Raw genomic sequence first — 16,982 nt, forward strand, 5'->3', positions numbered from 1 at the left:
GCGAGCCGAAGAATTCGTGGAATGCCGCGGAACCGGCTGGGCCGGGCCGCAGGCATCGCCCCCTGCAAGGGGGTGGGAGTAGCGACACGAAGTGCGCGAAGCCTGGGGGTAAGTCATATTCAGAATGGCATCACGTTCAGGAAGAAGCGCTGCATCCAGCCCATGTTCTGCGCCTCGTCGATGTAGCCCTTGGCCGAGTACTCGATGCGCGCATCGGCCACCAGCGTCGAAGGCACGGTGTTGTTGCCCGACACGGTGCGCGGGTTCACCACGCCCGAGAAGCGGATGAACTCGGTGCCCTGGTTGATGCCCATCTGCTTCTCGCCGCTCACCAGCAGGTTGCCGTTGCCCATCACGTCGGTCACCGTGACAGTGATCACGCCGTTGAAGGTGTTGTTGGCATTGGCGCCGCCCTTGGCGTTGAGCGTGTTGGTGCCCGACAGCTTGGTGTCCTGCCCGTCGAGCAGGCCGCCCAGCAGCTTCGGAATGCCCGCGAACACGCCGGTGGTGCCACCGCTGCGGCTGGCATTGGCGCCGGAATTCTTGGTCGCGTTGACCTTCTCGCTGATGACGATGGTGAGGATGTCGCCCACGTTGCGCGGACGGCGGTCCTCGAACAGCGCATTGGCGCCGGGCCCGTCCTGGAAGATCGCGCCGGGTGCGCGCCGCACCTGGTTGGCGGCATAGGAATCGGCGCGCGCCGTCATCGGCTGGTGCACCAGCGGCTCGCGCGGCACCTGCGCGCAGCCGGCGGCCAGCACGGTGGCAAGCCCCATCAGCAGCGCCCTCAAGAAGGCACCGCGGCGATGAAGAAGACGCGCACCCTGCATCACAGCTGGGCCAGGCGCTGCAGCATCTGGTCGGAGGTCTGCACGGCCTTGCTGTTGATTTCGTACGAGCGCTGGGTCGCGATCATGTTGACCAGCTCTTCCACCACGTTGACGTTCGATGCTTCGACGTAGCCCTGGCTCAGCACGCCGGCGCCGTCGACGCCGGGGTTCACCTGGTTGGGCGCACCGGAGGCATCGGTCTCGGCGTAGAGGTTCTCGCCCTTGCTCTGCAGGCCTGTCGGGTTGACGAAGGTCGCGAGCTGCAGCTGGCCGATCTGCACGGTGTTGGTACCGCCGGCCTGCACGACCGACACGATGCCGTCGCGGCCCACGGTGATGCTGGTGGCGTTCGGCGGAATGGTGATGGCCGGCTGCACCGGGAAGCCGCTGGCCGTGACCAGCTGGCCGTCGCGGTCGGTCTGGAACGAACCATCGCGCGTGTACGAGGTGGTGCCGTCGGGCATCAGCACCTGGAAGAAGCCGCTGCCGTTGATGGCCACGTCGGTGGGCTTGTCGGTCTTGGTGAGGTTGCCTTGCGAGTGGATGCGCTCGGTCGCGACCACGTGCACGCCGGTGCCCACCTGCAGGCCCGACGGCAGGCGGGTCTGGTCGGAGCTCTGGCCGCCGACCTGCCGCAGGTTCTGGTAGACCAGGTCTTCGAACACGGCACGGCTGCGCTTGAAGCCGGTGGTGCCGACGTTGGCCAGGTTGTTGGAGACCACGTCGAGCTGCGTCTGCTGCGCGTCGAGGCCGGTCTTGGCGATGTAGAGGGAGCGAATCATTTCTTTGAGAGTCCTGCGGGTGTGTTGCGGCGTATGCCGGGACGTGTCGTGCCGGGTGGGCCGCGGCTCAGCCGTACGCCAGCAGCTTGTTGGCCGCCTGCGCATTGATGTCGGCGGTCTGCAGCGACTTCATCTGCATCTCGAAGCTGCGTGCGTTGGCGATCATGGCCACCATGGCCTCGACCGGATTGACGTTGCTGCCCTCGACCACGCCGGTGACCAGCGTGACGGCCTCGTCGGCCTCGGCGGGCGGCAGGCCTTCGCGCATGCGGAACAGGCCGTCGTCGCCGCGCACCAGGTCGGTGGTCGGCGGGTTGACCAGCTTGAGGCGGCCGACTTCGGCAATGCCGGTGAGCGTGGTCGATGCCGCATCGCGCGAACCCACCAGCCCGTTGGTGGCAATGGTCACGGTGGAGCCGGGCGGCACGGTCAGCGCGCCGTTGTCGCCCACCACCTGGCGTCCGCCCATGGTGGTGAGCTGGCCGTCGGCGCCGATCTGCAGGTTGCCGACGCGGGTGTAGGCCTCGCCGCCATCGGCGGTCTGCACCACCAGCCAGCCCTCGCCGCTCACGGCGACGTCGAGCGCGCGGCCGGTCTCGGTGAGCGGGCCGTGCGTGAAGTCGGCGCCGGGCGTGGTGGCGGCCACGAAGGCGCGCGTGGGCGCCTCCTGGCCCGCCACGGGCACTGCGCGGAAGTTGGCGATCTGCGCGCGGAAGCCCGGCGTCGAGACGTTCGCCATGTTGTTGGCGACCGAGGCCTGCTGTTCCATGGCCTGCTTGGCGCCGCTCATGGCGACATACAACATTCGATCCACTGGGTGCTCCTGATCTGTTCAGTCGTGCAGAGAGAGAAAGGCCGCGTCAGCGGATGTTCATCAGCGTCTGCATGACCTGGTCCTGCGTCTTCACGGTCTGCGCATTGGCCTGGTAGTTGCGCTGCGCGACGATCAGGTTGACCAGTTCGGAGGTCAGGTCGACGTTGGACGACTCCAGCGCGCCGGAAGCCAGCGAGCCCATCTTGGTGCCCTCGCCCGGCGTGCCGGTGAGCGCGTTGCCCGAGGCCAGCGTCTCGGCCCACACGTTGTTGCCCTTGGGCTCCAGGCCGTTGGGGTTGGCGAAGGAGGACAGCACGATCTGCCCCATCAGCTTGGTCTGTTCGTTGGAGAACTTGCCGGTGATGGTGCCGTCGGGGTTGATCGAGAACGAGGTCAGCTCGCCTGACTTGTAGCCGTCCTGGCTCAGCTTGGTCATGCCGTTGGTGGCGCCGAACTGGGTGGTGCCCGTCAGGTCGACCTTGGCGCTCAGCGCTGCCGAGCCGTTGCCGAAGTTGATCGGGCCGATGTTCAGCGAGCCGCCCGCCGGCGCGGTCATCACGCCCTTGGTGTCGAAGGTCATGCCGGTGAGCAAAGGCGCGCCGGCGTTGAGCGGTGCGCCGTCGGAGGTGCCGTACACGTTCCAGGTATTGGCGGCGGTCTTCACGAAGTAGACGGCCACGTCGTGCGGATTGCCCAGCGAGTCGTAGACCGGGCCGATGGCGTTCGAGTAGTTGAAGGTGGCGGAGTCGCCGGCCGCAAAAGGCGTCTTGGTGGGCACCGTGCTGCGCGCATCGAGATTGAACACGGCGTTGACGTTGCCGGTCGGGTTGGGCGTCATCGACGCGGTCTGGATCTGGATCGGCGACGGCGTGCCGCCGTTGATGCCGCCGCTGGCGTTGACGCCATAGCCCGTCAGGCGCAGGCCCGAGGCGTTGACGATGTAGCCGTCCTTGTCGCGCGTGAACTGGCCGTTGCGCGAGTACATGACTTCGCCGCTGGGGCTGCTCAGGCGATAGAAGCCGTCGCCGTTCAGGATGGCCACGTCCAGGGGGCGGCTGCTCGACTGCGTCACGCCCTGCGTGAAGTTCTGCGTCACGCCCGACACCGAGGCGCCCAGGCCGACGCGCGAGCCGGCGTACACGTCCTGGAAGGTCGCGGCGGCGGACTTGAAGCCCACCGTGCCGGAGTTGGCGATGTTGTTGCCGATGACGTCGAGGTTTGCCGCGGCCACGCCGAGACCGCTGATGCCCTGGGAAAAACTCATGATGGATCCTTACTTCAATGCGTTCGATGCGATGGATAAAAGACCTGCCGCGCGACGGCTGCAAAGGCCACTTGCGCGCAGGACATCTCGGAGACTCAGAGGAACAGGCGCACGTCGGCCAGGCCGATGCTGGCGCCCGAGGCCAGCTCGAGCGTGACGCCCGTGGCGCCCTGCTTGACGGCCGCCACTTGCGAGAAAGTCAGTGCGGTGGACTTGACGGCCACGCCGCCGTTGCTGGCTTCGACGGTGAAGCGGTAGGCACCCACGGGCACCACGGCGCCGGTGTCGTCCTTGCCGTCCCAGGTGACGGCGTTGACGCCTTCCTTCATGGAGCCGGCGTCGATGGTGCGCACCACCTTGCCGGTGGCATCGACGATCTTGATCTGGACGTCCGCGGCCGTGCCGGGCAGCTGCACCGCAAAGGCCTGCGTGGCCGTGTCCTTGCCGTCTTCGGGCTTCTTGGTGGTGAGCACGTCGCCGGGCGACAGCACGTTGTAGCCAATCAGCGATGCGGCCTGCAGCACCTGGTTGGAACCGGTCTGGTTCACCAGGCCTGCCAGCGTGGTGTTGAGCTTCTCGATGCCGCTCACGGTGCTCATCTGCGCCAGCTGCGAGGTCAGCTCGGCGTTCTGCATCGGGTTGAGCGGGTCCTGGTTGTTCAGCTGCGTGACCAGCAGCTTGAGAAAGCGCTGCTCGCTGTCCGCGTTCGAGACGTTGTTGCTGTTGTTCGTCGCGGTCGTGGCGTTCTGCCCGCTGATGGAAGAGGTGTCGGAGATGGCCATGGCGTGTTGCTGTGTGTCTGGAGATGGGTTTACTGGCCGATGGTCAGCGTCTTGACCATCAGCGTCTTGGCCGTGTTGAGCACTTCGACGTTGGCCTGGTAGCTGCGCGAGGCCGAGATCATGTTGGTCATCTCCTCGACCACGTTGACGTTGGGCATGGCCACATAGCCTTCGGCATTCGCGTGCGGGCTCTTGGGGTCGAACACCAGCCTGGCGGGCGACGGGTCTTCGATGACGCCGGCCACCCTCACGCCACCGATGTCGCGGTTGCCCGACGACGCCACCTCGAACACCACCTGCTTGGCGCGATAGGGCATGCCGTCGGGGCCGGCCACGCTCTCGGCGTTGGCCAGGTTGCTCGCGGTCACGTTCATGCGCTGCGATTGCGCGGTCATGGCGGAGCCCGCCACGTTGAAGATGTTCATGGAATTGCTGGTGATGGGCATGCGTGCTCCGTGCTGTCGCGTGTGGCGCGGCGGGCCGCTATTGCTGCACCGCCGACAGCAACGACTTGATCTTGGCGTTGATGATGGTGAGGTTGGACTCGTAGCGCAGCGCGTTGTCGGCGAAGGCGATGCGCTCGACATCCATCTCGACGGTGTTGCCGTCGATGCTCGACTGGTGGGGCGTGCGGTACAGCAGGTCCTTGTCGGACGCGGCCTGCGCCTGGCCGGCCAGGTGGCGCGACGAGGTGGTGGCCAGCGACACCGACTGCGACGCGCGCCCGACGGCCTCGTTCAGCCGGCTGCTGAAGTCGAAGTCGCGCGCCTTGTAGTTGGGCGTGTCGGCATGGGCGATATTGGCCGCGAGCACCTCCTGGCGTTCTGCCCGGAGGTTGAGGGCTTCGCGGTTGAAGCGAAGCGCCGCATCCAGCTTGTCGATCATCTGTTTTCCATCTCTTGAGGCGTCGCCAATGCGCGGGGCGCGGCGACCGATGGAAAGCAAGTCTATGCATGCGGCGCGTTTGCAATCGCCCGAACAAAGGGGGTTTTCGCCTGCTGCTCGCACCTTCGATTGCAGGCCGAATTTCTAGAATTCCGTAGCGCCGGACTGTGTCTTTTTCTTCTGGCGCAGCGCATTTTTCGCCCCTCCTTTCTCTCATCCGATGAACCACTTCCTGCCCTGGACCCGACTGCCGCGCACCGTGTGGATCGCGCTCGTCGCGGCCATGGGACCGGCATGCGCGTTCGCGGCGGCGCCGGCTGCCGACGCAGCTGGAGCGGCCGGAACGGCCATCGAGAAGTACCTGCAAGTGCAGAGCGCGGGTTTGCCGGGCAAGGTCACGATCAGCCTCGAAGGACGCGGAACGGCGGTGCTGCCCGAGTGCGAGGCGCCCGAGGTTTTCCTGCCGCCGGGCGTCACGCCGTGGGGTCGGATCTCGGTGGGCGTGCGCTGCCAGACGGAGCGGCCGTGGACGCGCTTCGTGCAGGCGCGCGTGTCGGTCGAAGGCAGCTACTTCGTGGCCACGCATGCGATCGACACCGGCCGGCCGCTGGGCGCCGGCGACGTCACCGAACGCACCGGCGACCTGACGCGGCTGCCGCGCTCGGTGATCACCAGCGCCGCCGAGCTGGTGGGCGTGGTGAGCGCCAACCGCATCGCGCCGGGCGCGCCGATCCGCAAGGAGCTGGTGCGCGGCGTCACCGTCATCCAGCAGGGCCAGGCCGTGAAGGTGGTGGCCCAGGGGCAGGGTTTCGTCATCAGCACCGAGGGCAAGGCCCTGAGCGGCGCAAAGGTCGGCGCCGTGGTGCAGGCCAAGACGCTGGACGGGCGGCTGATCAGTGGCGTGGCCGACGAAGAGGGACAGATCCAGCTGACGCAATAGGCCATCGCCCGCCCCTTTCGGAAGCTTCGTGCACGCAATTCCTAAAGTTCTTGCCCGCGCTGCCGATATACGGGTCAGCCCCTGAGGAATCACCTTGAAAATCGATCCACCCGCCCCCTCGGCCCCGCCCCTTCACCGAACACCGGCGACCGGCCCGGCCCCATCGCCGGCCGCCGCCGAGGCCGTCGAGCGCCCGAAGGGGGCGGCATCGGCCTCCGCGCACGTGCATTCGCTGCCCACCGCCGTGGGCCGCAGCGACTTCGACGCGGCGCGCGTGGCGGCGATCCGCGAGGACATCCGCGCCGGGCGCTACGAGATCCGCCCCGAGCGCATCGCCGACGGCCTGCTGGCCAGCGTGCGCGACCTGCTCGATCCGAAGGGTGGCGCATGAGTGCAGCGCCGGGCCGCCCCCCAGCCAGCCCGCACCGCGGTGCGGGGCACGAAGGGACTCCCATGAATTCACTGCTGGCCCATCTGCGCACGGAAGCGTCCTGCATCGCGGAATTTCTCGCCGTGCTGGACCGGGAAGCCAAGGCGATGTCGGGCGGGGCCTTCAACGACCTGGCCGCCATTGCCGGCCAGAAGACCCATCTGCTGGACCGCATGGCCGAGCTCGACCAGCAGCGCGAAGCCCTGCAGGTGGCCCTGGGCTTCGAGCCAGGCCGTGCCGGCGCGGATGCCGCGGCGGCCGCCGGGGGCCCGGCCGTGCAGAAGGCCTGGGCCGACCTGCTGGTGGTGGCCGTGGAGGCACGCAGCCACAACATGCGCAACGGCTCGATGGTCTATGCGCACCTCGATTTCACGCAGCAGGCGCTGCACTTCCTGCAGGCCAGCGCACAACTCTTCTACGGGCCCGACGGCGTTCGCAAGACGCAGGTGGGCTCGGGCACCCGCCTCGCCGCGGGCTGATTGCCCGGCTTCACGTTGCCAGCGGGTTCACCGCATTTTTTCCCTCAGCCCATGGACATGGTCACTCCACACAGCGACAGCGCGACAGGCGACGGCAAGCGCGGGCAGCCCGCGTTGCCGACACACCTGACGTGCCTGACGCGGTGCGGTGTGCTGACCGTTCTTTCGCTCGCCGCGGCGGGCCTTCAGGCCAGCGCCTTCGCAAACGAACTGGCGCCGGGCCTGCTGCCGAACGATGCGATCAACGTCGGCCAGCTGAACCAGGTGCGTGCCAACGTCAACGACGTGACGCGGATCGCCTACTCCGGCACGGCGATGGCCGTGGCCTTGTCGGCCGCTTACGTGCCCACGCTCTACCCCGGCGAGAAAACCATCGGCCTGGGTGTCGGCACCTACAAGAGCCACACCGCGACCAGCCTCGGCTTCAAGGCGCTGTCGGAAGACGGCCGGATGGCCTGGGGCATGGCCGTGGCCACCACCGGCAGCGACTGGGGCCTCAATGCCGGCATCGGCTGGAAGCTGCCGCGCGCCGGCGACCGCTGACCCGTTCGTTCCTGTGCCTTCGTTCCACAACCACCAACGCATGGATGCCATCGACATGAAGAACCCTCTTGCGAAGCCAGTGCCCCTGAACGACGTGGCCATGCCGGGCGGGTTCCGGCCATGAGCGGCGCCCAGGGCTCGCGCCAGATCGCGCTGGTCGGTTGCGACGAGGCCCAGCAGGTCACATGGGGCAACAGGCTGCGCCTGATGGGCTGCGAGCCGGCCTCGTTCGACACCAGCGCGGACTTTCTGCTGGCCGTGACCGGTGGCAGCCAGTTCGGCCTGCTGCTGATCATGCTCAAGGACGAAGGCGAGTGGCCGATCCTCACGGCCATGTGCAAGGCGCTGCGCATTCCGATCTGCCTCGTGGCCAATGCGTCGCAACGGGACCTGCTGATCGCGGTGCTCTCGGCGGCGGGCAATGAATCGCCGGGGGCGCACATCGATTTCGCGGTGCTGCCCATCGACGACTTCGAACTGGAATTGCGCGTGCGCGAGTCGCTGCGGCGCAACGAGACGCTGCTGCACCCGCAGGCCGTGAGCGCGGTCTTCGGCGATTACCAGTTCCTGGGAAGCCGGCGCGTGGTGATCCACAAGGGCGCCGAGATCCGGCTCAAGCCGCGCGAATTCGAACTCGCGCTGCTGCTGTTCCGCAATGCCGGACGGCTGCTCGAGCGCGACTGGCTGCTGGCCTCCCTGTGGGTGGACGCCCGGATCGAAAGAAAGAGCCGCGTGCTCGACTGCTGCGTGGCCAACATCCGCCGCAAGCTGTCGCTGCACAAGGAGAGCGAGTTCGTGCTGCACTCGGTGTACGGGCGGGGCTACGAGCTGCGCCATCTGGCGACGACGTCGCTGGGCGACGACGATGCGCACACGCATCACGCACACCACGGCCACGACCTCATGAATGGCCACCCTCGCACGGCGAATGCGTCCGGCTTTCCGGACACGTCGAACGAACCCGTGTGGCTTGGGGAGATGGCGCAGGCCCGCGCCTGAAGTGCCTGCGGCGGCTGCGCGGCCGGGCCATGGGCTCGGCCGCGAAGTATTCGTGACGACCTCCGGCTTCGAGGAACCACTCTTGTGAGCGGGTGCCGAAGCGACCTCTACCAGCGCCAGAAGACCGTCCACTCGAGTATCGCCAGGCAACCTTAAGCCGGGCTGAAGAACATGCACGGGCGGCGATCAGGCCTTGCCGCCGCGCCCCATTCCCATCGCGATGCCGCCGAGGATGAGCGCCAGCGCCGCCAGCAAGGCCGCGCTGAGCGGCTCGTGCAGCGCCACGGATGAACAGACGATGCCGATCACCGGCACGCCCAGGAGGCCAAGCGATGTCGTGGTTGCCGGCAGCATGCGGTTGACCGTGGTCATCGCCCACGAGGCCAGCGCGATGCCGAACAGGCCCCCGTAGAGCAGTTGCGACACCAGTGCCGGATTCCATTCAATGTGCGGAACGCCTTCGATCGCCACGGCCATCGGCAGCAGCAGGCAACTGGCCAGCAGCGCATGCCAGAACACCAGCTCGAAAGGCGGCGTCACCCACTTGTGCGCGCGCACGTAGAGGATGCTGCCGGCCCAGCAGAACGCCGCCAGCAGCACCGCCGCATTTCCCATCACCGCGCGCTGGTCATGCCAGTCGAAGGTCTGCGGATTGAAGATCAGCAACAGCCCCGCGAGACCCAGGCCCGCACCGAGCAGACGCCGGCGCGTGGGCGCTTCGCCCAGCAGCAGCCACGCACCCGGCACGACCCACAGCGGCGTCGTGTAGGCCAGCACCACCGAGCGGCCGGCCGACACGTGTGCCAGGCCCACGCTGCACAGCACCGAGAACGCCGTCATGTGCAGCCCGCCGACGCTCAGGATGACCGGGATGTCTCCGCGGCGCGGCAGCACCAGCCGCCGCGTCAGCAGGCACAGCACGAGAACGGCCAGGGCGCCCACGCCCGTTCGCAGCGCGACGGTCCAGATCGGCGGCAGGTACGCGAGCGTGGCCTTGCCGACCGGCCAGTTGATGCCCCAGACGATCGCGACGGTGCCCAGCAGCCAGATCGCGAGGCGCGAAGGCTTCGTCGATGCGCCGACGGCGGGCTCGGGCGCGCGGACTGCGGTGTCGTGTGCGGAGGGCGTGGCGGATGTGGTCATGCGATGGCGGAATCGAAGGGGCCGGACACCGCGACCTTAGACACCCCGTGGCATCATGCATAGACCCACCCAAGCCCTGATTGATGGAGCCACCATGGACTACGGCGCCCTGCTCGCCGCGTTCGCACGCGAAGGCCCGCAAGGCCCTGCCACCCGACAACATCGGCTGTACGCCTGCCTTCGGTGGGCGATCCTTGGCGGCAGGATCGCCGAAGGCGCGCGGCTTCCGTCCACGCGGACTTTGGCCGATGAACTCGGCATGGCCCGCAACTCCGTGCTCTACGCCTACGAGCATCTGACCGCGGAAGGCTTCCTGGCGGGCTCTCGCCACGGCACCCTCGTCGCGCACCTTGGGCTGACACACGGCAAGGCCACCACCGCGCACGCAGCAATGCCTCCGCCCACATCCAGGCTGGCGCGCCGTGCGATCGCGCTGCAGGGCGAACAGGACGACGCGAACCGTCCGTTGCCCTTGTGGCCGGGCACGCCCGCGCTGGACGAGTTTCCGCTGACTGCCTGGCGGCGCTGCATGGAACGGGCCTGGCGCCAGACCGATGCGCGGCAGCTGAACTACGCGCCCGTCCAAGGCCATCTGCCGCTGCGGGAGGCGATCGCGCAATACCTGCGCGTGTCACGCGGCGTGCGCTGCGCGGCAGAGCAGGTCTTCATTACCGATGGCTCCCAGGGCGGTTTGGAACTGTGCGCCCGCGCGCTGGCCGATGCAGGCGACACGGCCTGGATCGAGAACCCCGGCTACCCCGGTGCGCGCGCCGCATTCCAGGCGGCCGACCTGCGGCTGGTTCCCATCGCCGTCGACAGCGAAGGCCTGGCACCGCGTGCGGAAGACTGGCGCGCAACGCCTCCGCGACTGATCTACATCACCCCTTCGCACCAGTACCCGCTGGGCGCCATGATGAGCCTCGAACGACGGCTGGCGCTGATCCGGCAGGCGCGCGAAACCGGCGCATGGCTGATCGAAGACGATTACGACAGCGAATTCCGCAGCGATGGCGTTCCGCTGTCTGCCGTGCAGGGGCTGGACGCGCACGCGCCGGTGGTCTACGTCGGCACCTTCAGCAAGACGCTGTTTCCCGCACTTCGCCTGGGCTTCACGGTCGTGCCCGCTGCGGTGGCGCCCGCGTTGCTGGGCGCGATCGCCGCCGCCGGGATGCGCGGCCGGCTCGCCGAACAGGCCGCGCTGGCGGACTTCATCGAAAGCGGCCAGTTCATGCTGCACCTGCGCCGCATGCGGCAACTCTATGCCCGGCGCCGCGAGGCCTTGCAGGCGGCGCTGGCGCGGCACCTTCAGGGGGTCGTCACCGTGTCCGGCGGTGCGGGCGGCATGCACCTGTCGGTGCGGCTCGAAGCACCAGTGACGGACGTGGCCGTCAGCCGTGCGGCGCGGGCGCAAGGGCTGGGTCTGCGGCCGCTGAGCCCGTTCTGCCTTCCAGGCACGGGTGGGGCGCTCTACAACGGCTTTGTGCTTGGCTATGCGGGGATGCCGGTCGACCAGGCGGATGAACTTGTGCGGCACATGGGCAGGGTCATTGCGCAGGTGTCGAGAGACGTCACGGCCGGTCGGCCTTGAAATGCCCGCGCCGCCCCGAAGCCGTCGGGGGATTCGGCGCAAACAAGCAAAAAAATAGCCCCTTGCGGGGCCATTCTTGGAGGAGAGGGAGGGATTCGAACCCTCGGTACTATCGCTAGTACGCCTGATTTCGAGTCAGGTACATTCGACCACTCTGCCACCTCTCCGGTGCTGTCGAGCCTCTGATTATAGCGGATGAAATTCCGCTTTTTGAAGCTCCGGGGCTCAACCGCGCAAAACTTCGACGCCGCCGATGTACGGCCGCAACGCTGCGGGCACGTTGATCGAGCCGTCTTCGTTCTGGTGGTTTTCCAGCACGGCGACCAGCGTACGCCCCACCGCCAGGCCAGAACCATTGAGGGTGTGCACCAGTTCGTTCTTGCCCTGCGCGTTCTTGAAACGGGCCTGCAGGCGGCGCGCCTGGAAGGCCTCGCAGTTCGATACCGAGCTGATCTCGCGGTAAGTGTTCTGCGCCGGCAGCCAGACTTCGAGGTCATAGGTCTTGGTCGAACCGAAGCCCATGTCGCCAGTGCACAGCAGCACCACGCGATACGGCAGCTCCAGCGCCTGCAGCACGGCCTCGGCGTGGCCAGTCATCTGCTCGAGCGCGTCGTAGCTCTTCTCGGGGTGAACGATCTGCACCATCTCGACCTTGTCGAACTGGTGCTGGCGAATCATGCCGCGCGTGTCGCGGCCCGCGCTGCCGGCTTCGGAGCGGAAGCACGGCGTGTGGGCCGTGAGCCTGATCGGCAGTTGCGACTCGGCCACCACCTCGTCGCGCACGAAGTTGGTCAGCGGCACTTCGCTGGTCGGAATGAGGTACAGCGCCGAATGATCGGGCGCGGGTTCGCCATCTTGGCCGCCCTTTTTCGCAGCGAACAGGTCGCCCTCGAACTTGGGCAACTGGCCGGTGCCGCTGAGCGTGGCGGCATTGACGATGTAAGGCACGTAGCACTCGGCATAACCGTGCTTTTCCGTCTGGATGTCGAGCATGAACTGCGCGAGCGCGCGGTGCAGGCGGGCGATCGGCCCCTTCATCACGGTGAAGCGCGAGCCCGCGAGCTTGGCGCCCATCTCGAAGTCAAGGCCCAGCGGCGCGCCGAGGTCCACATGGTCTTTCGCAGCGAAGGCCAACGGCTTGGCGTCGGCACCTGCGCCGCCTTGCGGCGCCCAGCGGCGCATTTCGACATTGCCGGTTTCGTCTTCGCCGAGCGGCACGCTGGCGTGCGGCAGATTGGGCACCGCGAGCAGCAACGCGTGCAGTTCGGGCTGGATTTCTTCGAGGCGCTTGGACTGCGACTCCTGCTCGGCCTTGAGCGCGTTGACCTCGGCCATCAGCGCATCGACCGATTCGCCCTTGGCCTTGAGCGGGCCGATCTGCTTGTTCAGCGTGTTGCGGCGCGCCTGGATTTCTTCGGTGCGGGTTTGCAGCGTCTTGCGCTCGGCTTCGAGCGCGCTGAACGCCGACACGTCGAGGTAAGGCTGGTTCTTCTTGCGTTTTTCGAGGCCGGCCACAGCGGAGGCCAGGTCTTTGCGGAGCAGGGTGATGTCGAGCATCGGCCGATTTTAGGTGGGCGCCGAACCAACCGCGCCCCACCCTGCCCGCGCGATCAGGCGACGGTGGCCGGATCGACGTTCGCGCCGCAGACGATCAGGCACACCTTTTCGCCTTCGCGCGGCACATAGGCGCCGGTCTGCAGCGCCGCCAGCGGCAGCGCGGCGGCGGGCTCGACGGCGAGCTTCATCTCTTTCCACATCCACTGTTGCGCGGCGCGGATCGATTCGTCGGACAGCAGCAGCGCGTCTTGCACCTGCTGCTGCGTGATCTCCCAGGCGATGGCGCCGATGCGGCGCGCGCCGAGCGAGTCGGCAGCAATGCCACCCACGTCGACGTCGACCGGCTCGCCGGCCTCGCGGGCGCGGAACAAGGTGGGCGCCTTCTCGGGTTCGAGCGCGACCACGCGGGCGCGCTTCTCGAACCAGCCGGCCAGGCCGCCGATCAGGCCGCCACCGCCGACGCTCACCAGCACCAAATCGGGCAAGCCGCCCTGCGTTTCGATTTCGTGGCCCAGCGTGCCCGCGCCGGCCACCACTTCGGGCTGGTCGTAGGCGTGGGTCAGCAAGGCGCCGCTTTCCTTCTGGCGCGTCAGGCAGGCGGCCAGTGCGTCGGGGTACAGCTCGCCGACCACGACCACTTCGGCGCCCAGCGCGCGCAGGCGCGCACGCTTGGCTTCGGGCGACACGCCGGGCAAAAACACCTGGCAGCGCACGCCCAGCGCCTTGGCGGCGGCGGCGGTGGCAATGCCGGCATTGCCGCCCGAGGCCACGACCACGCCGCTTTCGGGGATGTCGTTGGCCAGCAGCCGGTTCATCATGCCGCGCGCCTTGAAGCTGCCGCTGACCTGCATGTGCTCGAGCTTGAGCCAGACCTCGACGCCCGGCACCGTGATGCCGAATGCGGCGGCCGGCAGCTTCCAGAGCGGCGTTTCACGCAAAAAATTGCCGGCACGCTCGCGCAGCCTGCGGGAGGCGCTATCTATTTCAGAGCGCCAGTTGGTTGTATTCATGGTGTTCAAGAGATGTGCCCTGGAGGCGGAATGTCGTCGAGCTTGAGGCCCTTGGGAAGCGGGAACTTAATGGTTTCCTCGATGCCGTCCATCTTGCGGACCGACACCGCGCCGAGCGCACGCACGCGGTCGATCACCTCGCGCACCAGCACCTCGGGCGCCGAAGCGCCGGCCGTGAGGCCGATGCGCGCCTTGCCCTCGAACCACTCGGGCTTGAGTTCGTCGGCCGAATCGACCATGTAGCTTTCGGTGCCCAGGCGCTGGGCCAACTCGCGCAGCCGGTTGCTGTTGGAGCTGGTGGGGCTGCCCACCACGATCACGAGGTCGACCTGCGGGCTCATGATCTTCACCGCGTCCTGGCGGTTCTGCGTGGCGTAGCAGATGTCCTGCTGCTTGGGCTCCCGCACGTTCGGAAAGCGCGTGCGCACGGCGGCGGCGATCTCGGCCGCATCGTCCACGCTGAGCGTGGTCTGCGTGACCACCGCGAGCTTGTCGGTCTGCAACGGCGACACCGTCGCCACGTCGGCCACGTCTTCCACCAGGTGGATGCCGCTGGACAGCTGGCCCATCGTGCCCTCGACCTCGGGGTGCCCCTTGTGGCCGATCATGATGAACTCGTAGCCCTCTTTCGCGAGCTTGGCCACCTCGACGTGCACCTTGGTCACCAGCGGGCAGGTGGCGTCGAAGATCTCGAAGCCGCGATCGCGCGCCTCCTGCTCCACCGCCTTGCTCACGCCATGTGCGCTGAACACCAGCGTGGCGCCGGGCGGCACGTCGGACAGTTCCTCGATGAAGATCGCGCCCTTGGCCTTGAGCTCGTTCACCACGTAGGTGTTGTGCACGATCTCGTGGCGCACGTAGATCGGCGCGCCGAACTTGGCGATGGCGCGCTCGACGATCTCGATGGCGCGGTCGACCCCGGCGCAGAAGCCGCGCGGCTCGGCCAGGAGGACTTCCGAGATGTCGGGGCTCATAGGACTCCGATCAGCTTCACTTCGAAGGTGACGGGCTGGCCGGCCAGCGGATGGTTGAAGTCGAAGCGCACCGCCGTGTCGTTCGATTCGATCACCGCGCCCGCATAGCTGCCCGTGCCGTCGGGCGTGGGGAACTGCACGACGTCGCCGGTGGCGTACTGCTCGTCGGGGTCGCCCATCTGCGCGAGCAGCTTCTTGGCCACCCATTGCTGCATATCGGGATTGCGCTCGCCGAAAGCCTCGCCGACGGGCAGCTCGAAGGTGGCGTGCGTGCCCTCTTCCAGACCCAGCAGGCGCTGCTCCATGGCAGGCGAAAGCTCGCCGGTGCCAAGCGACAGGGTCGCGGGCTTGTCGGCGAAAGTGTTGATGATGTCGCCCGCCGGACCGGCGAGCCGGTAGTGCAGGGTCAGGAAGGAGCCGGAAGTCACAACATGGGACATGGAGGCATCAGAGGTGGGCAAAGACAAGGTGGGTGTCCCGATAAACTGGGCCTCATTTTAAGGATCGGGGCTTCGACCCGCGTCCACCAAGGTTTCAGCAGGGTTTCATGGCATTCAAGGATCTCCCAATCGACGCCCGCCCGCGCGAAAAGCTCATCGCGCGGGGCGCCACCGCGCTGGCCGACGCCGAGCTGCTGGCACTGCTGCTGCGCACCGGCGTGGCAGGCAAGAACGTGCTGCAGCTCGCACAGCACCTGCTCGAACGCTTCGGCGGTCTTTCGGGGCTGCTGCATACCCGTGCAGACGACCTCAAGACCATCAAGGGCATGGGCGGCGACGCCAAGCGCTCCCAACTGATCGCGGTGCTCGAACTGGCACGCCGCGCCATGGGCGAAAAGCTCCGGCAGCGCACGGTGTTCGACTCGCCCGAGGCGGTCAAGCAATACCTGCAGCTGCACATCGGCTCGCGTCCGCACGAGGTGTTCGCGGTAGTGTTCCTCGACGTGCAGCACCGCCTGATCGCGCTCGAAGAAATGTTCCGCGGCACGCTCACGCAGACCAGCGTCTACCCGCGCGAGGTGGTCACGCGCGCCCTGCACCACCAGGCCGCGGCCGTGGTGCTCTCGCACAACCATCCGAGTGGCAGCATCGAGCCTTCGCGCGCCGACGAATCGCTCACGCAGACGCTGCGGGCCGCGCTGGGGCTGGTCGATGTCCGCGTGCTCGATCACATCATCGTGGGCCCGGGCCAGAGCTTCTCGATGGCGGAAAGGGGGCTGCTCTGATGGCTTCGCGTGCGCCCTCATTGAAGAATCTCGCCGACCTCAAGCAGGTGCAGCGCGTGCTGGCCGAAACCCGCGAGCGCGAAGCGGCGGAGGCGACGGCAAAGGCGGCGGCCGAACGCAAGCGCGCCGCCGAGAAAGACCTGTTCACCCGTGCCATCGGCGCCACCGAGCCGCTGCGACGCAAGGCCGCCGTGCCGCTCTCGCCCGAGCCGCCCGCGCCGATCCCGGTGCAGCACCAGCTCGACGAGCAGCGCGTGCTGCGCGAGTCGCTGTCGGACGAATTCGACGTGACCACGTTGCTCGACGTCGACGACGCCATGAGCTTTCGCCGCCCCGGCATCGGCACCGACATCACCGCGCGTTTGCGCAAGGGCGACTGGTCAATCCAGGCGCAGGTCGACCTGCACGGCATGCGCAGCGACGAGGCGCGCGAAGCCCTCGGCGGCTTCATCCGCACGTCTCACAAGCAGGGGTTGCGCTGCGTGCGCGTGGTGCACGGCAAGGGCCTGGGCTCGCCCGGCAAGCAGCCGGTGCTCAAGACCAAGACGCAACGCTGGCTGATCCAGAAGAACGAGGTGATTGCGTTCGTGCAGGCCAAGCCGGCGGAAGGCGGCGCGGGAGCCCTCGTGGTGCTTCTGGCGCCCGTGCGTCGCTGAGTCTTGCTCCTTCCCCCTTTGGGGGAAGGTTGGGATGGGGGCAGGCCTTCGAACAGGCGCCGCGCATGCGGCAAGGCCGAC

20 protein-coding genes and 1 tRNA gene are annotated in these 16,982 nt (G+C 67.6%); 8 read left to right on the forward strand and 13 right to left on the reverse strand.

The features are described from left to right. Nucleotides 1-119: 119 nt before the first annotated feature. The 7 genes from ACGLHS_RS08555 to flgB all read right to left on the reverse strand — a co-directional run bounded on the left by ACGLHS_RS08555 (nt 120) and on the right by flgB (nt 5,357). Complete coding sequence (locus ACGLHS_RS08555; RefSeq protein ID WP_371126590.1) at nt 120-830, reverse strand: flagellar basal body L-ring protein FlgH; 711 nt, start codon at nt 828-830, stop codon at nt 120-122. Continuing rightward, the gene (flgG, locus tag ACGLHS_RS08560; protein WP_093238243.1) at nt 830-1,612 is read right to left on the reverse strand and encodes a flagellar basal-body rod protein FlgG; all 783 of its coding nucleotides are present in this window, start codon (nt 1,610-1,612) and stop codon (nt 830-832) included. The genes ACGLHS_RS08555 and flgG overlap by 1 nt, the downstream gene beginning before the upstream one ends. 67 nt (nt 1,613-1,679) lie before the next feature. Continuing rightward, nucleotides 1,680-2,426: a flagellar basal body rod protein FlgF gene (locus ACGLHS_RS08565; protein ID WP_394478751.1), complete on the reverse strand. Its 747-nt coding sequence runs from the start codon at nt 2,424-2,426 to the stop codon at nt 1,680-1,682. Nucleotides 2,427-2,472: 46 nt separating this feature from the next. Beyond that, on the reverse strand, nt 2,473-3,690 hold the full coding sequence (gene flgE / locus ACGLHS_RS08570) for a flagellar hook protein FlgE (RefSeq protein WP_093238240.1): 1,218 nt from the start codon (nt 3,688-3,690) through the stop codon (nt 2,473-2,475). 95 nt (nt 3,691-3,785) lie between these two features. Continuing rightward, complete coding sequence (locus ACGLHS_RS08575; RefSeq protein ID WP_394478754.1) at nt 3,786-4,472, reverse strand: flagellar hook assembly protein FlgD; 687 nt, start codon at nt 4,470-4,472, stop codon at nt 3,786-3,788. A 29-nt stretch (nt 4,473-4,501) separates the two neighbouring features. After that, nucleotides 4,502-4,918, reverse strand: a complete 417-nt coding sequence (gene flgC / locus ACGLHS_RS08580; RefSeq protein ID WP_394478756.1) for a flagellar basal body rod protein FlgC — start codon at nt 4,916-4,918, stop codon at nt 4,502-4,504. Between the two features lie 37 nt (nt 4,919-4,955). Beyond that, nucleotides 4,956-5,357 (reverse strand): flagellar basal body rod protein FlgB, encoded by a 402-nt coding sequence (gene flgB, locus ACGLHS_RS08585; RefSeq protein WP_394478758.1) that lies wholly within the window; start codon nt 5,355-5,357, stop codon nt 4,956-4,958. Between the two features lie 220 nt (nt 5,358-5,577). Between flgB and flgA the strand changes: the two genes are divergently transcribed. The 5 genes from flgA to ACGLHS_RS08610 all read left to right on the forward strand — a co-directional run bounded on the left by flgA (nt 5,578) and on the right by ACGLHS_RS08610 (nt 8,748). Beyond that, the gene (flgA, locus tag ACGLHS_RS08590) at nt 5,578-6,297 is read left to right on the forward strand and encodes a flagellar basal body P-ring formation chaperone FlgA (RefSeq protein ID WP_394478760.1); all 720 of its coding nucleotides are present in this window, start codon (nt 5,578-5,580) and stop codon (nt 6,295-6,297) included. A gap of 94 nt (nt 6,298-6,391) precedes the next feature. Continuing rightward, nucleotides 6,392-6,688, forward strand: coding sequence for a flagellar biosynthesis anti-sigma factor FlgM (flgM, locus tag ACGLHS_RS08595; RefSeq protein WP_394478762.1), 297 nt, complete (start codon nt 6,392-6,394; stop codon nt 6,686-6,688). A gap of 62 nt (nt 6,689-6,750) precedes the next feature. Further along, nucleotides 6,751-7,206: a flagella synthesis protein FlgN gene (locus tag ACGLHS_RS08600; RefSeq protein ID WP_176801047.1), complete on the forward strand. Its 456-nt coding sequence runs from the start codon at nt 6,751-6,753 to the stop codon at nt 7,204-7,206. A gap of 51 nt (nt 7,207-7,257) precedes the next feature. Further along, nucleotides 7,258-7,749: a YadA-like family protein gene (locus ACGLHS_RS08605; RefSeq protein ID WP_394478765.1), complete on the forward strand. Its 492-nt coding sequence runs from the start codon at nt 7,258-7,260 to the stop codon at nt 7,747-7,749. 120 nt (nt 7,750-7,869) lie between these two features. Next, nucleotides 7,870-8,748: a winged-helix domain-containing protein gene (locus ACGLHS_RS08610; RefSeq protein ID WP_394478767.1), complete on the forward strand. Its 879-nt coding sequence runs from the start codon at nt 7,870-7,872 to the stop codon at nt 8,746-8,748. 186 nt (nt 8,749-8,934) lie between these two features. Here the strand turns inward: ACGLHS_RS08610 and ACGLHS_RS08615 are convergent, their stop codons facing one another. Continuing rightward, nucleotides 8,935-9,891, reverse strand: coding sequence for a DMT family transporter (locus tag ACGLHS_RS08615; RefSeq protein ID WP_394478769.1), 957 nt, complete (start codon nt 9,889-9,891; stop codon nt 8,935-8,937). A gap of 94 nt (nt 9,892-9,985) precedes the next feature. Here ACGLHS_RS08615 and ACGLHS_RS08620 point away from each other — a divergent pair, with 94 nt between their 5' ends. Next, nucleotides 9,986-11,479, forward strand: a complete 1,494-nt coding sequence (locus tag ACGLHS_RS08620; protein WP_394478771.1) for a PLP-dependent aminotransferase family protein — start codon at nt 9,986-9,988, stop codon at nt 11,477-11,479. Between the two features lie 77 nt (nt 11,480-11,556). On the opposite strand, the gene ACGLHS_RS08625 is transcribed toward ACGLHS_RS08620, so the two are convergent. The 5 genes from ACGLHS_RS08625 to ACGLHS_RS08645 form a co-directional block, all read right to left on the reverse strand. Then, a tRNA-Ser gene (locus tag ACGLHS_RS08625) sits at nt 11,557-11,646 on the reverse strand. Between the two features lie 58 nt (nt 11,647-11,704). After that, the gene (serS, locus tag ACGLHS_RS08630) at nt 11,705-13,036 is read right to left on the reverse strand and encodes a serine--tRNA ligase (protein ID WP_394478773.1); all 1,332 of its coding nucleotides are present in this window, start codon (nt 13,034-13,036) and stop codon (nt 11,705-11,707) included. A 53-nt stretch (nt 13,037-13,089) separates the two neighbouring features. Further along, on the reverse strand, nt 13,090-14,055 hold the full coding sequence (locus tag ACGLHS_RS08635; protein WP_394478775.1) for a threonine/serine dehydratase: 966 nt from the start codon (nt 14,053-14,055) through the stop codon (nt 13,090-13,092). Continuing rightward, nucleotides 14,052-15,020 (reverse strand): 4-hydroxy-3-methylbut-2-enyl diphosphate reductase, encoded by a 969-nt coding sequence (ispH, locus tag ACGLHS_RS08640; RefSeq protein ID WP_394478777.1) that lies wholly within the window; start codon nt 15,018-15,020, stop codon nt 14,052-14,054. The genes ACGLHS_RS08635 and ispH overlap by 4 nt, the downstream gene beginning before the upstream one ends. Then, nucleotides 15,017-15,460 carry a peptidylprolyl isomerase gene (locus ACGLHS_RS08645; RefSeq protein ID WP_394478780.1) on the reverse strand — a complete coding sequence of 148 codons (444 nt, stop codon included), beginning with the start codon at nt 15,458-15,460 and terminating at the stop codon, nt 15,017-15,019. The genes ispH and ACGLHS_RS08645 overlap by 4 nt, the downstream gene beginning before the upstream one ends. Before the next feature lie 107 nt (nt 15,461-15,567). On the opposite strand from ACGLHS_RS08645, the gene radC reads away from it, so the two are divergent. Next, nucleotides 15,568-16,245: a DNA repair protein RadC gene (radC, locus tag ACGLHS_RS08650; protein WP_394478782.1), complete on the forward strand. Its 678-nt coding sequence runs from the start codon at nt 15,568-15,570 to the stop codon at nt 16,243-16,245. After that, nucleotides 16,245-16,901: a Smr/MutS family protein gene (locus ACGLHS_RS08655; protein WP_394478784.1), complete on the forward strand. Its 657-nt coding sequence runs from the start codon at nt 16,245-16,247 to the stop codon at nt 16,899-16,901. The genes radC and ACGLHS_RS08655 overlap by 1 nt, the downstream gene beginning before the upstream one ends. The last annotated feature ends 81 nt before the right edge of the window (nt 16,902-16,982 follow it).

This window comes from Variovorax sp. VaC1, from assembly GCF_043658315.1.
Lineage (GTDB): Bacteria > Pseudomonadota > Gammaproteobacteria > Burkholderiales > Burkholderiaceae_C > Variovorax.

Excerpts from the sequence above, each read along its gene's own strand:
- ACGLHS_RS08555 (WP_371126590.1), bottom strand. The coding sequence starts at position 830 with ATGCAGGGTGCGCGTCTTCTTCATCGCCGCGGTGCCTTCTTGAGGGCG.
- flgG (WP_093238243.1), bottom strand. The coding sequence starts at position 1,612 with ATGATTCGCTCCCTCTACATCGCCAAGACCGGCCTCGACGCGCAGCAG.
- flgE (WP_093238240.1), bottom strand. The coding sequence starts at position 3,690 with ATGAGTTTTTCCCAGGGCATCAGCGGTCTCGGCGTGGCCGCGGCAAAC.
- ACGLHS_RS08575 (WP_394478754.1), bottom strand. The coding sequence starts at position 4,472 with ATGGCCATCTCCGACACCTCTTCCATCAGCGGGCAGAACGCCACGACC.
- flgC (WP_394478756.1), bottom strand. The coding sequence starts at position 4,918 with ATGCCCATCACCAGCAATTCCATGAACATCTTCAACGTGGCGGGCTCC.
- flgB (WP_394478758.1), bottom strand. The coding sequence starts at position 5,357 with ATGATCGACAAGCTGGATGCGGCGCTTCGCTTCAACCGCGAAGCCCTC.
- flgA (WP_394478760.1), top strand. The coding sequence starts at position 5,578 with ATGAACCACTTCCTGCCCTGGACCCGACTGCCGCGCACCGTGTGGATC.
- ACGLHS_RS08600 (WP_176801047.1), top strand. The coding sequence starts at position 6,751 with ATGAATTCACTGCTGGCCCATCTGCGCACGGAAGCGTCCTGCATCGCG.
- ACGLHS_RS08605 (WP_394478765.1), top strand. The coding sequence starts at position 7,258 with ATGGACATGGTCACTCCACACAGCGACAGCGCGACAGGCGACGGCAAG.
- ACGLHS_RS08610 (WP_394478767.1), top strand. The coding sequence starts at position 7,870 with ATGAGCGGCGCCCAGGGCTCGCGCCAGATCGCGCTGGTCGGTTGCGAC.
- ACGLHS_RS08615 (WP_394478769.1), bottom strand. The coding sequence starts at position 9,891 with ATGACCACATCCGCCACGCCCTCCGCACACGACACCGCAGTCCGCGCG.
- ACGLHS_RS08620 (WP_394478771.1), top strand. The coding sequence starts at position 9,986 with ATGGACTACGGCGCCCTGCTCGCCGCGTTCGCACGCGAAGGCCCGCAA.
- serS (WP_394478773.1), bottom strand. The coding sequence starts at position 13,036 with ATGCTCGACATCACCCTGCTCCGCAAAGACCTGGCCTCCGCTGTGGCC.
- ispH (WP_394478777.1), bottom strand. The coding sequence starts at position 15,020 with ATGAGCCCCGACATCTCGGAAGTCCTCCTGGCCGAGCCGCGCGGCTTC.
- ACGLHS_RS08645 (WP_394478780.1), bottom strand. The coding sequence starts at position 15,460 with ATGTCCCATGTTGTGACTTCCGGCTCCTTCCTGACCCTGCACTACCGG.
- radC (WP_394478782.1), top strand. The coding sequence starts at position 15,568 with ATGGCATTCAAGGATCTCCCAATCGACGCCCGCCCGCGCGAAAAGCTC.
- ACGLHS_RS08655 (WP_394478784.1), top strand. The coding sequence starts at position 16,245 with ATGGCTTCGCGTGCGCCCTCATTGAAGAATCTCGCCGACCTCAAGCAG.